Here is a 14,437-nt window from a genome sequence, read left to right on the forward strand (position 1 = left end):
GTCTAGCGCGTCCAGGTCTGGGCCTGGCAGATCGGGCCGATGCAGCCCTCCACCTTCAGGGTTCCATTGGGATTGGCGCTCAGCTTGGAGCCGTAGGTCTTGCCGCTGCCGGGGTCGTAGATCTTGCCGCCGGCCCACCTGCCCGGGCCGGCCGGCTTGAAGTCGCGGATCAGTTGCAGGCCCAGCACCGTGCGGGCCCGCTGGGCCGGGTCGGGATTGTTGGTGTCCTTCTGCGGGCCGCCGGCCTTGTCCTTGGGGTTCTTCATCCAGACGATGGTCCCGCAGGCCTTGCCCGGGTCGGCCGCGCAGGGGGCGACGCGGACCTTGGCCGAACCGCCCTGGGTCAGCCAGTCCCCCATCACCGGATCGGCGGCCTGGGCGGCGGTGGCGCTGAGCAGACAAAGCGCGGCGGCGGAGGCGAGATGGGCGGATTTCATGAAGGCGTCCCCGGTTTTTCCAAGCTGAACCATGATCGCCTGAACATGAGCTGAATGATCCTATCCCGGCAATCTGACGATGGCGCGAAGCCCGCCCATCGGCGAGCGGGCCAGGGTGACGTCCCCGCCATGGCCGCGGGCCACGTCGCGGGCGATGGCCAGGCCCAGGCCCACCCCCTTGTCGTTCTGGTTGCGGGACTCGTCCAGCCGGCTAAAGGCCTTGAAGGCCTCCTCGTAGCGGTCCTCCGGGATGCCCGGCCCGTCGTCGTCCACCGTGATCTCCACCCCGCCGGCGGTCCGGGCCTGGGCGTTGACGACGATGTGCTCGCCATGGACGGCGGCGTTCATCACCAGGTTGGAGAGGGCCCGCTTCAGGGCGTTGGGCCGGACGCTGGCGGTGAGGTCGTCCTGCGCGGTGACGCTGACCTGCGCGCCGGCCCGCACCGCGCCCTCGCTGACCTCCTCGATCAGGCCGCGCAGCCGCACGATCTCCACGCCCTCGCCCCCCTCGCCACGGGCGAAGGCCAGGTACTCGTCGATCATGTGCTCCATCTCGGAGAGATCGCGCTTCATCTCTCCGGTGCGCTTGGTGGGCTCGGCCAGGGCCAGCTCCAGCTTCAGGCGGGTGAGCGGGGTGCGCAGGTCGTGGCTGACGCTGGCCAGCAGGGCGGTGCGCTGGTCCAGGTGGCGCTGGATGCGCGCCTTCATGGCCAGGAAGGCCTGGGCGGCCTGGCGCACCTCGCGCGCGCCGGTGGGCTTGAAGAAGGGAACCTCCACCCCGCGTCCGAAGTCGTCGGCGGCTGAGGCCAGCCGTTCGATGGCGCGCACCTGGTTGCGGATGAAGAGGATGGAGATGGCGGTCAGCAGCAGGGTCGCCACGGTCATCCACAGCACGAAGATGTGGCCTTGCGTGGCGATGGCCCGGTCGCGGGGCGCCAGCACCCGCATCACCCCCTGGGGGGTCTGCACCCGGATGTCGACATAGGCCGGATAGCGGGTCGTATCGAACCAGAAGGGCTGGTCGATGCGGCCGGCCAGGGCCTTTTCCAGGGAGCGGTCCACCACCGCGAACAGGGCGGGCCTGCGGCCCACCGGCAGGGTGCGGCCGGTCTGGAAGGCCAGCGACAGGCTCATGGACCGCTCGGCCCGGTCGGCGATGCGGGCGAAGCTCTCCGGGGTGGGATCATCCTGATAGCTCTCCACCGCCCAGGCCACGTCGCCCGCCAGCCCCTCCGACAGCCGGCTGGTCACCGCCTGCCAGTGGGCGTCGAAGAACACCCAGGTCACGGCCACCTGCATCAGGGCCACCGGCAGGATGATGATCAGCAGCGAGCGGCCGAACAGGGTGGTCGGCAGGCTGCGCTTGATCAGCCGCTGCATCCGGATGGGCGACAGCCGCAGGCGCATCAGTCGGGCGCCAGCAGATAGCCCACGCCGCGCACCGTCTGCAGGTAGCGCGGGGTCTTGGGATCGGTCTCGATCTTGCGGCGCAGGCGGGTGACCTGCACGTCCACCGCCCGGCCGGAGGGGTCGACGGTCTCGCGGGCCAGCTCCAGCCGGTCCACCGGCTCGTGCGGGCTGCGGGCCAGGCGCTTGAGCAGCGCCACCTCGGCCTCGGTCAGCCGCACCGGCGCGCCGTCGCAGCTGAGCTCCCCGCGCTCCAGGTCGAACCGGCAGCGGCCCAGCGAGATCGGCCCGCCCCCGTTCGATCCCGGCCGCCCCTGGGCCCGGCGCAGGATCGCCTCGATGCGCAGCAGCAGCTCCTCGGGCTCGAAGGGCTTGTTCAGATAGTCGTCGGCCCCGAGCTTCAGCCCCTCGATCCGGTCCTCCGGCAGGCCGCGGGCGGTCAGCATCAGCACCGGGGTGCGGCCGGCGATCCCCTTGCGCTCCCGCAGCCACTTGGTGAGCGAGAACCCGTCCTCGCCGGGCATCATCACGTCGAACACCGCCAGGTCGAAGTCCAGGGTCTCCATCAGCCTGCGCGCCGCGGCCCCGCCGGGCGCGGCGGTGACCCGGAAGCCGGCCCGGGCCAGGTATTCCTTCAAGAGCTCGCGGATGCGGTCGTCGTCGTCCACCACCAGCAGGTGGCGTTCCCCGGCCTGGGTCTCGGTCATCGCCATCAGCCCAAAGTCCCCGTCTTGGTGCGCCCGCCGGCGAGCGCGGCCAGGATACGCCGCGTTCCGGTCACCCCGTCTAGTCCGCCGGTGCGATAGGCCCGCGCCAGCTGCCCGCGCAGCCGCTCGGCGATGCGGGCCTCGAAGGCCGCGCCGGCCGCCGTCAGGCTCACCGCCCGGCGCCGTCCGTCCAGCTCGCCCTGGGCCTTTTCCGCCAGGCCCTTGGCCTCCAGGTCGCTCAGCACCCGGCTGGCGGCCTGCTTGGACAGGCTGGTGATGTGGGCCAGCTCCTGCACCCCCAGGCCGGGCCGGCGCTTCAGCAGGAAGGCCGCCCGCCAGTGGGAGCGGCCCAGGCCCGCGCCCTCGGCCTCCAGGCCCGCGTCCACCCCGGCCCACAGGGAGGCCTCCGCCAGCATCAGCAGCTCAAGCCCCGCGTCCAGCTCCTCGTCGCGCAGCACCAGTCTCGGATCGGCCACGGCGCTCATCGGCCTGTCCCATTTTGTTTGACGTCGCAGGCGCGGAGGTCTGTAAGGAGGCGTTCCCCATAGGAGGTCTCCTTCCCATGTCTCTCGTTCCCTTCGACGACCGCGACGGATGGATCTGGCTCGACGGCCAGTTCACGCCCTGGCGCGAGGCGAAGGTGCACGTACTGACCCATGGTCTCCACTACGCCTCGGCGGTGTTCGAAGGCGAGCGGATGTATGGCGGGGAGATCTACAAGCTGACCGAGCATACCGAGCGTCTGTTCAAGTCGGCGGAGATCCTCGACTTCGAAATCCCGTTCACGGTGGCCGAGATCGATCAGGCCTGCAAGGACACCTGCGCCAAGAACGGTCTCACCGACGCCTATCTGCGGCCCATCGCCTGGCGCGGCTCGGAGATGATCGGGGTCTCGGCCCAGAACACCAAGATCCACGTGGCCATCGCCGTCTGGGATTGGCCCAGCTACTTCAAGCCCGAGGAACGCGCCAAGGGCATCCGCATGTGCTGGGCCAAGTACAAGCGCCCCTCGCCGGAGACCGAGCCGGTCCACGCCAAGGCCACCGGCCTCTACATGATCTGCACCATCTCCAAGCACGCGGCGGAGAAGGCCGGCTACACCGACGCCATGATGCTCGACTACCGCGGCTACGTGGCCGAGAGCACCGGCTCCAACGTCTTCTTCGTCAAGGACGGGGTGCTCCACACCCCCACGCCCGACTGCTTCCTCAATGGCATCACGCGCCAGTCGGTGATCGCGCTGGCCAGGTCCAAGGGCGTGGAGATCGTCGAGCGGCACATCAAGCCCGAGGAGCTCTCGACCTTCACCGAATGCTTCGTGGTGGGCACGGCCGCCGAGGTGACCCCGGTCTCCGAGATCGGTGAGTACAAATTCACCCCGGGCAAGCTGTCCCTGACCCTGATGGACGACTACGCCCGCATGGTCCGCCGCGAGCTGGTGGCGGCCTAGAGAGATACTGGGGATGAGCGGAGTGGAGAGGTGGTCAGACCATCACCTTGGCTTCCAGCTCCGCCAGACGCCGCCGCGTGACGGCCAGGTCCTCGCCGAAGGCGACGGGGTCGGCCGAGGCCAGGGCCCCGGAGATGTCCAGGCTCTCCCTGTAGAGATCCAGCGCCCGCACCCGGTGTCCGCGGTCCTCGCGGGCGTCGGCCAGGCGTTCCAGGGCGAGCGTCAGGGCGCGGCGGGCGCCGACGTCCGAGGGGACGGCCTCGACGAGACCGCGGCGTAGGGCGAGCGCCTCCTCATAGGCGTCCACCGCCCCGTCCAGCCGATGCTCCTCATAGGCCACGTCGCCGACATTGGTCAGCGCGTCGGCGAGCGCCGCGGGGTCGCCGATCTGGCGGGCCAGGCTGAGCGCCTCGTCATAGGCCTCGGCGGCCTGGTCGGTCAGGCCCTGGGCGCGGGCGAAGTCCCCGGCGTCCTGGGCGGCGATGCGCCGCTCCTGATCGTCCCCCGCCAACGACGAAAGCCGCCGGACGATGTCGGCGGCTTCTGACCAGCGTTCGGCCCTGGTGTGGTCGTGGAGCGCTCGCCTGGCCTCGGCGAAGGCTCCCGGGGCCCCGGGCGGCGCGCCGGAATGGACCGCCGGTTCGGGCGCCGGCTCGGCCAGGGCCACGATCTCGGGCTCCGCCGCCTCGGCGGCGACGGCGGTTTCTAGCGCATGGCTGGCGTGGGTGGAGCCGTGGTCGTGGCTGGCGGCCGCCGCCGGATCGGCGGTGAAGTCGACGGTGACCGGCGGACCGCCCTTGCGCCGCTTGCCGCCGGAGGGGCCGCTCGGCCCCTTGGGCATCAGGGCGGCGATGAACAGCAGGACCCCCAGGCCCGCGCAGGCGGCGGCCACGAACATCCGCAGGGTCTCGAAGGCCCCCAGCGGGATCGGGGGAATCCGCCCCTCCAGCCCGCCCGGAGTGAGAATGGCGTAGGCGACGCCTCCGAGCGCCAGCCCCAGCAGCATCCCGATGATCCGACCCAGCATACGAATTCCCCCGGCCGTCCGCCCCCCAGGCGCCGACCGGTGAAGGTTCGGGACCCGAGGCGGCGGGCGTCGAGGCGATGCAACCCGCAGGGGAGACGATCGGACCGATCCGCGCGCTTCTTGGGCGAAGCGCGCGGAATCTGCCTCTAAAACAGCCAGTTCAGGGGGCGGGGATAGGCCTCGTCCCGCGACAGGTACATCAGGCCCAGGATGCAGCGGACCGCGAACCAGATTCCCACCACGCTGCAGATGAAGATTCCCAGCATCAGGAACGGCACTCCCACCAGGATCAGGGAGAAGATCCCGCCGAACAGGCAGAGCGCCCCGCCGATCAGGAACCATCCGATCGACAGCCAGAAGGTGCGGATCAGGAAGGTGTAGTGGCTCTCCATCTTCGGGCCCGCCGTGGCGCGGTTCGCATAGGCGATGATCAGCCCGATGAACACGGTGAACCCGCTGGCGAAGGTCAGCAGGTAAAGCACATAGGACACCACCGGCAGGGTCTTGTCTTCGGCCAGGCCGGAACTGCCGATATCCACGCGATCACTCATGACGGGCTCCTCTTCGTCTCGTCTCTGAGGATCATGTGGCCCTGTTTCCGGCCGGCGCCAGTTTAATTCGCGTCCATGTTCTGGTCGGCGCGATTGAGCCACGGCAGGGCGCCGGCCGCCAGGATCAGCACGAAGACCAGGCGGGCGGCGAGCGCCACCCCCAGGGTCCAGGCGCCGGCCGTGGCGGCGAACAGCAGCAGGGCCACCGCGCCGGCCCCCAGCAGGCCGATGGCCCAGATCAGCGGCTCGGCCAGCGGCGTCCCGGCGTTGCGGAACCGGGCGCCCGGCGTGGTCACCGCCGCCGTGCCGGCCACCGCGCCGATGAAGGCGCTGAAGGAGGCGGCGCGGTTCTCCGGCCGCAGGCCGCGGGAATAGCTCATGGCCGGTATGGTCAGCCGCCCGCGGGCGAAGGTCAGGATGGCCCCGCCCTCGGCGCTCCTCAGGCTGCGCAGCTTGTCCAGGCTGTAGCGCCGCTCGCGCCTGCCCCGCCGCTCGACGATCTCGCCGCCTTCCAGCGTCCACACGGTCTCGCCCTGCAGGGGCGAGAGCCGGGCGCTGTGGGAGATGGCCATGGCTTAGCCGCGGACGACCGTGATCTCGACGCCGGCGGCCGCGGCGTGGGGGGCCAGCGCCAGGGGCTTTTCGACCCGTACCCGCGCCCGCGTCACCCGGGGATCGGCCAGGCAGGCCCGCGCCAGGCGTTCGGCGAAGGCCTCCACAAGGCCGATATGACCCTCGGCGGCGATGGCGCGCGCGGCCTCTCCGACCATCTCGTAATTGACGGTGTCGCTCAGCTTCTCGGCGCCGGCGGCCGGGACATCCAGCTCCACGTCGACCACCAGGGGCTGGGCCTTGCCCTTCTCGTGGGAATAGACGCCGATCTGGGCGTCGATCTTCAGTCCGGTGACGAAGATCTTGGTCATGACGATGCGGCCGGCGGCCAAGGGTTTGGCTTGAGTTTCGGCGGGAATCTCCTGGATCGGCGAGAGGGCCAAGGTGGGCTCCTTCAGGTCAGGTGCTGACCGGAATCGACAGCGACCATCTGGCCCGTCACCGACCTTGCGTCAATCAGATAGGCCAGGGCCTGGCCGATCTCCGCCGGATCGACGGCGTGGGCCAGGGGCGTGGCGGCGACCTCGGCGGCGAAGGCGGCGGCGTCCTGGTGGATGGAGGCGAGGGTCGGCCCCGGCCCGATGCCGTTGACCCGGATGCGCGGCGCCAGGGCCTGGGCCAGCATCTTGGTGGCGCTCCACAGGGCGCTTTTCGACAGGGTGTAGGAGAAGAAGTCCGCCCCCGGCGCCAGCACCCTCTGGTCGAGGATGTTGACGATCAGGCCGTTGCGGTCGGCCGGCAGCCGCCGGGCGAAGGCCTGGGCCAGGACCAGGGGCGCGCGCAGGTTGGTCTCCATATGCGCGTCCCAGGAGGCCCGGTTCAGGCTGGCCAGGCTGTCCTCCTCGAACACCGAGGCGCAGTTCACCAGCAGGGTGACGGGGCCCAGCTCGGCCTCGACGTCGCCCACCATGGGGGCGGCGGCCGCCTCCTGGCGCAGGTCGCAGGGATGGAGATAGGCCTTGCGGCCCAGGCTGCGGACATCGGCCGCGGCGGCCTGGGCGTCGTCGTCGACGGCCCGGCAGTGGATGGCGACATCATAGCCGGCGCGGGCGCAGGCCAGCACCAGGGCCCGGCCGATCCGCCGCGCGCCCCCGGTCACCAGGGCCGCGCCGCGCGTGGTCTCCGGCATGGCGGACGATCAGTCCAGGCGGCCGAACTCGAAGATGTTGAGGCCGCCGATGACGACGAGGAAGGCGAGGATGGTGTAGATGGCGACCATGGTCGGAGCTCCGGTTGTTGCGGTCGGCTTTAGCGAGCGGCGAGGGGTGGGGCAACATGGTTCGTAACCCGGCTTGATTTGCCGCCGATCCGAACCGCCGGTTCTATCGTCCCGACCAGGGAGGGACCGGTGCGCGACGACGAGCTGACAGACGCCCTGATCGCCCAGATCAATCGCGACCATCTGATCACCACCCCCCTCGAGCCCGCCGATCTGCTGTTCGTGTTCGGCACCCGCCATGGGGTGACGGAGTTCGTCGAGGCGGCGGCCGGGCTCTGGCGTGACGGTTATTTCCGCCACGCCCTGGTGAGCGGCGGCCCCACCCCGGGCGGCGAGGCGGACGAGGCCCGCGTCCTGGCCGACCTGATGATCGCCGCCGGGGTTCCGGAAGAGGTCATCCTGCTGGAGCGGGCGGCCGCCAACACCGGCGAGAACGTCATCTTCTCCCTGCCGATCCTGGAGGCCGCCATCGGCCTGGCCAACATCGGCTCGCTGATCGCGCTGGGAAAGGTCTGCACCTCGGCCCGCTACCTGATGACCCTGCAGCGCCATTGGCCGCAGGTCCGCAAGATGCTGTTTCCGGTGAACTATTTCCCACACCCCGTGGAGGAGTGGCCTCATCGCCCGCAGCTGCGGGCCAAGGTGCTGGCCGAGTGGCGCAAGATCGCGCCCTACCGTGAGGCCGGCTTCATCGCCGACCTGCCCTGACATCGGGCTTGTCTCGCGCGGCGCCTGGGGCCCAAGCTGAAAGAAAAGCCCGCGAGGAAACCCCATGCCGCTCACCGCCATCGCCCCGGCGAGCCTCACCAAGATCGCGCTCGGCATCGACCGGCCCGAGGACGTGGTGGTGGGCAAGGACGGCCGGGTCTTCGCCTCCGACCACCAGTGCGCGGTGGCCGAGATCCTTCCCGACGGCTCCTTCCAGCGGATGGGGCCCAAGGGCGGCGCCCCCAATGGCGTAAATATGGACCTCCAGGGCCGGGTGCTGATCGCCAACTTCGGCATCTACGACAAGGAGGAGGGACCCCTCCAGCGCTTCGACCCGGCGACCGGCAAGCACGAGACCCTGGTGGCGGAGGTGGGCGGCCGGCGCCTGACCAGCGCCAACTATCCGGTGCTGGACCGGGCCGGGAACATCTGGTGCGCCAACTCCACCCACGCCGAGACCTGGCCCCAGGCCCTGGACGGCCGCCCCGACGGCTTCATCTTCGTCCTGCGCCCCGACGGCTCGGCCGACATCGTCGCCGAGGGGCTGAAGTTCCCCAACGGCCTGGCGCTCTCGGCCGATGACCAGACCCTCTACTGCGCCCAGACCAGCGGCGCCGACGTCATGGCCTTCCCGATCCTGCGGGGCGGCAAGCTGGGCGCGGGCAAGCGCTATGGCCCGGTCCTGGGAAAACTCCAGCAGCCCGGCCAGCCGGCGCCCGAGGCCGCCGACCTCGGCTATACCGACGGGGTGGGCATGGACGCCGAGGGCAACCTCTGGGTCTGCCTGCCGGCCGCCAACAAGGTGGTGGCCATCACGCCCAGCCTTGAAGTCGTCACCGTGATCCACGATCTGTCGGGCGAGATCGTCAACCACCCCACCAACATCACCTGGGGCGGCCCCGATCTGAAGGACCTCTATATCGGCTCCATCCGCGCGGGTTACGTCCTCAAGGGGCGCAGCCCGGTGGCCGGCCAGCCGCACGCCCACCAGTAAGATTCACCCCCGTGCCCTTGCGGAATACGGCATTGGGGGCTTCCCCAGTGATCAACGATCACTAAAATGCTTGTTTGAAGTCCGGCGGTGACGCCCGCCGGCGAGCCATCAACGAAATCCCGGGAGGACGCCCATGCGCGAGTACCTGAAGTTCTACATCAACGGCGAGTGGGTCGAACCGGCCGAGAAGAAGACCCTCGACGTCATCAACCCCGCCACCGAGGAAGTCTGCGGCAAGATCGCGCTCGGCGCCGCCGCCGACGTCGACAAGGCCGTCATGGCCGCCCGCAAGGCCTTCCCGGCCTGGAGCCAGACCACCCGCGAGGAGCGCCTGGAAGTCCTGGGCCGCATCCTGGCCGAATACCAGAAGCGCTTCGGCGACCTGGCCGTCGCCGTGACCGAGGAGATGGGCGCCCCCGCCAACCTCGCCCAGCGCGCCCAGGTTCCGATCGGCATGGGCCACCTGGCCACCGCCGTGGAAGTGCTCAAGACCTTCAAGTTCGAGGAGGACCGCGGTCCGACCCTGCTGGTGAAGGAGCCGATCGGCGTCTGCGGCTTCATCACCCCCTGGAACTGGCCCCTGAACCAGATCGTCTGCAAGGTGGCCCCGGCCATCGCGACGGGCTGCACCATGGTCCTGAAGCCCTCGGAAGTGGCCCCGTTCTCCGGCCAGATCTTCGCCGAGATCATGCATGCCGCGGGCGTTCCCGCCGGCGTCTTCAACCTGGTGCACGGCGACGGCCTCGGCGTCGGCGTCCCGCTCTCCAGCCACCCGGAAGTGGACATGGTCTCCTTCACCGGTTCGACCCGCGCCGGCATCGAGGTGGCCAAGAACGCCGCTCCGACCGTCAAGCGCGTGGCCCAGGAACTGGGCGGCAAGAGCCCCAACATCGTCCTGGACGATAGCGCCTTCGCCAAGGGCGTCGCCCGCGGCGTGGCCACCATGATGACCAACTCCGGTCAGTCCTGTAACGCGCCGACCCGCATGCTGGTCCCCAAGACCCGCATGGACGAGGCCATCACCGTGGCCCGCGAAGCCGCCAGCCAGGTCACCGTCGGCGACCCCAACGGCAACGCCCAGCTCGGCCCGGTGGTCTCCGAGGTGCAGTTCAACAAGATCCAGAAGCTGATCCAGGCCGGCATCGACGAGGGCGCGACCCTGGTGGCCGGCGGCGTCGGCCGTCCGGAAGGCCTGGACAAGGGCTACTATGTGAAGCCCACCGTCTTCGCCAACGTGAACAACGAGATGACCATCGCCAAGGAAGAGATCTTCGGCCCCGTGCTGTCGATCCTTGGCTATGACACCCTCGACCAGGCCATCGAGATCGGCAACGACACCGAGTACGGCCTGGCCGCCTATGTGCAGGCCGAGGACCTCGAAAAGGCCCGCGGCGTGGCCCGCAAGCTGCGCGCCGGTCAGGTGTCGATCAACGGCGGCGGCGGCGACATGATGGCCCCCTTCGGCGGCTACAAGATGAGCGGCAACGGGCGCGAGTGGGGCGACTTCGCCTTCCACGAGTTCCTGGAGACCAAGGCCATCCTCGGCTACGCGCCGAAGCCGGCCGCCGAATAGTCCGACCCTACAGACCCCCGGGGCGTCCGCGCCTCGGGGGTTTTGGTTCGCCTCGGCCTAGGCGCGCGCGGCGTCCTTCCGGCAGCCCTCCAGGGCCGCGGCCAGCACCTCCCGACCCAGTTCAGACGACTCCGGCATCGCCCTCGCGAGAGCCAGCGCGCCCACCATGCGCGCCAGCAGGGCGATGGCCTGCGCCCGCGCTTCCGGCCCATCGGGCAGGCGGGCCGCCATCGATTCCACCATCCGCTCGAAGCCCTCGGCGAAGACCTGCTTCACAGGCTCGCCCTGACGCGCCACGTCCCCGGCCAGGGCGGCGGCCGGGCAGGCGCGGCCCGGCGCCCGGCGCGCGGCCTCCGACAGGTACTGGGCCAGCAGGTCGTCCAGATCCTCAACCCGCGCCCGCTGGTCGTCCATCTGGCGGAAGGCCTGGTCCAGGGCCTCGGCCGCCAGCGCCTCCTTGGAATTGAAGTGGTTGTAGAAGCCGCCGTGGGTGAAGCCCGCGGCCTTCATCAGGTCGCCCACCGCCAGCCCCTCGAAGCCCCGCTCGCGGAACAGCTTCGCCGCCGTGGTCACCACCTTGTCGTGGTTCTCCTGCGCCTGCTCGCGGCTGATGCGCATGGCGGACTCCTTCTTTGCTTACGGGCGTCATCAATAGAACCCCGACGGGGCTTGATCAATCCGCCGCTCCGCATCTATGATGACGATCATCATCATTGGAAATGGAGGGACCCATGCCGCTCTGGAAGATCTACCACCCCGAAGGCGCCTTCTCGGCGGCGGACAAGCAGGCCTTGTCCCAGGCGATCACCGCCCTCTACAGCCGCCTGCCCAGGTTCTATGTCGGCGTCGTGTTCCAGGCGGTGCCGGCGGACTCCTTCTTCGTCGGCGGCGAACCGGCGGAGAAGTTCGTGCGCATCTGGGTCGATCACATCGCCCGCACCCTGCCGACCCCGGAGGCCAAGGCCTGGTGGATCAAGGCCTGCGACGAGGTCCTCGCGCCCTTCATTCGCGACCGTGGCTTCGACTGGGAGTTCCACATCGACGAGACCCCCTTCGACCTCTGGTCCATCCAGGGCCTGCGGCCGCCGCCGGCCAATTCGGAGGCCGAGGCGCGCTGGATCGCCGAGAACAAGGCCACCCCCTACGATCCCCCGGCGGCGAGTCCCGCCTGACGCGGCGTCGCCCGTTGCCATCCCGGCCATCTGGTGCGAATTCAGATGGGCCGGGCCCCCGTCTCGAGGGGCCGGCGAGCCGGGAGGATCGATGTCCCAGGACATCTCGTGCGTGGCCGACGTCGCGCGTCATCACCGACGCGTGCGGCCTGACGCCCAGGCCCTGTGGTTCGAGGGCCGCGCCACGACCTATGCCGAGTTCGACAGCCTCTCGTCCCAGTGCGCCCAGGCCCTGATCGCCGCCGGGGCCCGGCCGGGCGACCGCATCGGGACCCTATCGAAGGGCAATGACGACTTCTTCGTCCTCTGGTTCGGCTGCCTGAAGGCGCGCGTCTGCCTGACGCCGGTGAACTGGCGTCTCGCGCCGCCGGAGGTGGAGTTCATCCTCAAGGACGCCGGCTGCCGGCTGGTGGTGGTGGGCCCCGACTACGCCGCCCTGCTGGCCGGCCTCGACCTGCCGGACCTCGACACCACCGTGGTGTTCGGCGAGGCCTTCCGCGCCTGGCTGGCGGATCAGCCGGTGACCGATCCCCATCTCGCGCCCCTGCCCGACGACGACGTCATCCAGCTCTACACCTCCGGCACCACCGGCCTGCCCAAGGGCGTCCAGCTCACCGAGACCAACTACGCCCACTGTTTCGATGGGGCGACCAAGGTCTGGGCCCGCTTCGAGCCGGGCGACGGGGTGCTGGTGGCCATGCCCCTGTTCCACGTGGCCGGCGCCAATCTGGGCATGCTGGCCCTGCTGCAGGGCGCCCGGACGGTGGTCATGCGCGAGGTCGATCCGGCCCTGCTGCTCTCGCTGATCGGCGAGCACGGGATCGCCCACGCCTTCCTGGCCCCGGCCCTGATCAACATGCTGCTGCAGCATCCGGCCATGGCGGACGCCGACCTCACCACCCTCGATCACGTCTATTACGGCGCCTCGCCGATCTCCGAGGAGGTGCTCAAGCGCGCCCAGGACCGCTTCGGTTCGGACTTCTCCCAGCTCTACGGCCTGACCGAGACCATCGGCGGCGGCGCCTACCTGCCCCCCGACGACCACGATCCCCGGCTTGGCAAGCTGCGCGCCTGCGGCAAGCCCTCGCCGGGCTACGAGGTGCGCATCCGCCTCGACGGCCGCGAGGCCGAGACCGGCGAGGTGGGCGAGATCGAGATCCGCTCGCCGGGCGTCATGAAGGGCTACTGGAACCGACCCGACGCCACCGCCCAGGCCATCGACGCCCAGGGCTGGTTCCGCTCGGGCGACGCCGGCTTCTTCGACGCCGACGGCTACCTGTTCATCCACGACCGGGTGAAGGACATGATCGTCACCGGCGGCGAGAACGTCTATCCGGCCGAGGTGGAGAACGCCCTGTTCTCCCATCCCGATGTCGCCGACGCCGCCGTGGTGGGCGTGCCCGACGCGCGCTGGGGCGAGGCGGTGAAGGCGATGGTGGTGCTGCGCCCCGGCGCGGCCGCCGGCCCGGCCGACCTCATCGCCCACTGCCGGCCGCTGATCGCCGGCTACAAGGTGCCCAAGAGCGTCGACTTCGTCGGCGTCCTGCCCCGAAACCCCTCCGGCAAGGTGCTGCGCCGTGAACTGCGCGCACCCTACTGGGAAGGCCGCGACCGCCAGGTCGGCTAGCTCAAGGAAAGAGACCCATGGATCCGCACATCAAAGCCATGCTCGACGCCGCCGACGCCGCGGCCGCGGGCCAGACCGCCCCGCCGCTGGACGCCATCCCGCCGGAGATGATCCGCGCCGGCTACCGCATGCAGCGCCAGGCCCAGAACCTGAACGCGCCGAAGGACGTCACCGCCACCGACATCAAGGTGGACGGCGCCGAGGGACCGATCCCGGCCCGACTGTACGTTCCGGCGGGCGCCCCGGCCGTCACCCCGCTGCTGGTCTATTATCACGGCGGCGGCTTCGCCATCGGCGACCTGGAGACCCATGACGGCCACTGCCGCCGCATGGCCGCCTATGCGGGCATCCGGGTCCTGGCCATCGACTACCGCCTGGCCCCCGAGCACCCCTTCCCGGCGGGCCACGACGACTGCCTGGCCGCCACGAAGTGGGCCTTCGACCACGCCGCCGAGATCGGCGTCGATCCCACCCGCATCGCCGTGGGCGGCTGCTCGGCCGGCGGCAACCTGGCCGCCTCCATCAGCGTCGACATGAAGAACGATCCGAAACGGAAGATCGCCTTCCAGCTGCTGCTCTATCCGGGCATCTGGCCCGATGAGGAGACCCAGTCGCGCAAGGACCTCGACGGCCCGGTGCTCACCAAGGCCGCTATCGCCTGGTTCGATAAGTGCCTGGCCGCCATCGGCCACCCCCAGGCCCACCGCGCCATGCTGGGCCGCGCCGACGTCGCCGGGACCCCGCCCGCCCTGGTGGTCACCGCCGGCTATGATCCCCTCAAGGACGAGGGCCGCGACTTCGCCGCCCGCCTCAACGCCGCCGGGGTCAAGGCGACCCACCGGGAATATCCGGACATGGTCCACGACTTCCTGATCATGGGCGACGTCTCCCCCGCCATCGACGCCGCCGCCCACGAGACGGCCGACGCCCTGAAGGCGGCCCTGGCCTAGGGA

At 70.2% G+C, this 14,437-nt stretch carries 17 protein-coding genes; 7 read left to right on the forward strand and 10 right to left on the reverse strand.

Translation table 11 applies throughout. The features are described 5' to 3' along the window. Positions 1-2: 2 nt before the first annotated feature. The 4 genes from AC1RN5_RS14315 to AC1RN5_RS14330 are packed head-to-tail and all read right to left on the reverse strand — an operon-like array spanning position 3 to position 3,036. A complete protein-coding gene (locus AC1RN5_RS14315; protein WP_493041817.1) occupies positions 3-437 on the reverse strand; it encodes a DUF2147 domain-containing protein in 435 nt (144 codons plus the stop codon). Between the two features lie 60 nt (positions 438-497). Continuing rightward, positions 498-1,844 carry an ATP-binding protein gene (locus tag AC1RN5_RS14320; protein ID WP_493041818.1) on the reverse strand — a complete coding sequence of 449 codons (1,347 nt, stop codon included), beginning with the start codon at positions 1,842-1,844 and terminating at the stop codon, positions 498-500. After that, positions 1,844-2,551: a response regulator gene (locus tag AC1RN5_RS14325; RefSeq protein WP_493042141.1), complete on the reverse strand. Its 708-nt coding sequence runs from the start codon at positions 2,549-2,551 to the stop codon at positions 1,844-1,846. Before AC1RN5_RS14325 ends, AC1RN5_RS14320 begins: the two co-directional genes overlap by 1 nt. A gap of 5 nt (positions 2,552-2,556) precedes the next feature. Beyond that, positions 2,557-3,036, reverse strand: coding sequence for a MarR family winged helix-turn-helix transcriptional regulator (locus AC1RN5_RS14330; protein WP_493041819.1), 480 nt, complete (start codon positions 3,034-3,036; stop codon positions 2,557-2,559). A gap of 77 nt (positions 3,037-3,113) precedes the next feature. Between AC1RN5_RS14330 and AC1RN5_RS14335 the strand changes: the two genes are divergently transcribed. Continuing rightward, positions 3,114-4,001, forward strand: a complete 888-nt coding sequence (locus tag AC1RN5_RS14335) for a branched-chain amino acid aminotransferase (RefSeq protein WP_493041821.1) — start codon at positions 3,114-3,116, stop codon at positions 3,999-4,001. A gap of 34 nt (positions 4,002-4,035) precedes the next feature. Here AC1RN5_RS14335 and AC1RN5_RS14340 read toward each other — a convergent pair whose 3' ends face one another. The 5 genes from AC1RN5_RS14340 to AC1RN5_RS14360 all read right to left on the reverse strand — a co-directional run bounded on the left by AC1RN5_RS14340 (position 4,036) and on the right by AC1RN5_RS14360 (position 7,320). Further along, entirely contained in the window at positions 4,036-5,028 is a 993-nt protein-coding gene (locus AC1RN5_RS14340; protein ID WP_493041822.1) for a tetratricopeptide repeat protein, read from the reverse strand. A 146-nt stretch (positions 5,029-5,174) separates the two neighbouring features. Next, positions 5,175-5,579 (reverse strand): DUF4870 family protein, encoded by a 405-nt coding sequence (locus AC1RN5_RS14345; protein ID WP_493041824.1) that lies wholly within the window; start codon positions 5,577-5,579, stop codon positions 5,175-5,177. 62 nt (positions 5,580-5,641) lie between these two features. Then, the gene (locus tag AC1RN5_RS14350; RefSeq protein ID WP_493041825.1) at positions 5,642-6,151 is read right to left on the reverse strand and encodes a hypothetical protein; all 510 of its coding nucleotides are present in this window, start codon (positions 6,149-6,151) and stop codon (positions 5,642-5,644) included. A 3-nt stretch (positions 6,152-6,154) separates the two neighbouring features. Further along, positions 6,155-6,502, reverse strand: a complete 348-nt coding sequence (folB, locus tag AC1RN5_RS14355; RefSeq protein WP_493042142.1) for a dihydroneopterin aldolase — start codon at positions 6,500-6,502, stop codon at positions 6,155-6,157. An 83-nt stretch (positions 6,503-6,585) separates the two neighbouring features. Beyond that, on the reverse strand, positions 6,586-7,320 hold the full coding sequence (locus AC1RN5_RS14360; RefSeq protein WP_493041826.1) for an SDR family oxidoreductase: 735 nt from the start codon (positions 7,318-7,320) through the stop codon (positions 6,586-6,588). A 219-nt stretch (positions 7,321-7,539) separates the two neighbouring features. Between AC1RN5_RS14360 and AC1RN5_RS14365 the strand changes: the two genes are divergently transcribed. The 3 genes from AC1RN5_RS14365 to AC1RN5_RS14375 all read left to right on the forward strand — a co-directional run bounded on the left by AC1RN5_RS14365 (position 7,540) and on the right by AC1RN5_RS14375 (position 10,685). After that, entirely contained in the window at positions 7,540-8,118 is a 579-nt protein-coding gene (locus AC1RN5_RS14365) for a YdcF family protein (RefSeq protein ID WP_493041827.1), read from the forward strand. Between the two features lie 64 nt (positions 8,119-8,182). Then, entirely contained in the window at positions 8,183-9,112 is a 930-nt protein-coding gene (locus tag AC1RN5_RS14370) for an SMP-30/gluconolactonase/LRE family protein (RefSeq protein WP_493041828.1), read from the forward strand. Between the two features lie 133 nt (positions 9,113-9,245). Further along, positions 9,246-10,685 carry an aldehyde dehydrogenase family protein gene (locus tag AC1RN5_RS14375; protein ID WP_493041829.1) on the forward strand — a complete coding sequence of 480 codons (1,440 nt, stop codon included), beginning with the start codon at positions 9,246-9,248 and terminating at the stop codon, positions 10,683-10,685. Positions 10,686-10,742: 57 nt separating this feature from the next. Here AC1RN5_RS14375 and AC1RN5_RS14380 read toward each other — a convergent pair whose 3' ends face one another. Continuing rightward, complete coding sequence (locus tag AC1RN5_RS14380) at positions 10,743-11,303, reverse strand: TetR/AcrR family transcriptional regulator (protein ID WP_493041830.1); 561 nt, start codon at positions 11,301-11,303, stop codon at positions 10,743-10,745. Between the two features lie 113 nt (positions 11,304-11,416). Between AC1RN5_RS14380 and AC1RN5_RS14385 the strand changes: the two genes are divergently transcribed. The 3 genes from AC1RN5_RS14385 (at position 11,417) to AC1RN5_RS14395 (ending at position 14,434) form a co-directional block, all read left to right on the forward strand. Continuing rightward, positions 11,417-11,857: a tautomerase family protein gene (locus AC1RN5_RS14385; RefSeq protein WP_493041831.1), complete on the forward strand. Its 441-nt coding sequence runs from the start codon at positions 11,417-11,419 to the stop codon at positions 11,855-11,857. A 91-nt stretch (positions 11,858-11,948) separates the two neighbouring features. After that, positions 11,949-13,484, forward strand: a complete 1,536-nt coding sequence (locus AC1RN5_RS14390; protein WP_493041833.1) for a long-chain-fatty-acid--CoA ligase — start codon at positions 11,949-11,951, stop codon at positions 13,482-13,484. Positions 13,485-13,501: 17 nt separating this feature from the next. Further along, positions 13,502-14,434: an alpha/beta hydrolase gene (locus tag AC1RN5_RS14395; protein ID WP_493041834.1), complete on the forward strand. Its 933-nt coding sequence runs from the start codon at positions 13,502-13,504 to the stop codon at positions 14,432-14,434. The last annotated feature ends 3 nt before the right edge of the window (positions 14,435-14,437 follow it).

The organism is Phenylobacterium sp. GW821-FHT12F10 (assembly GCF_058806695.1).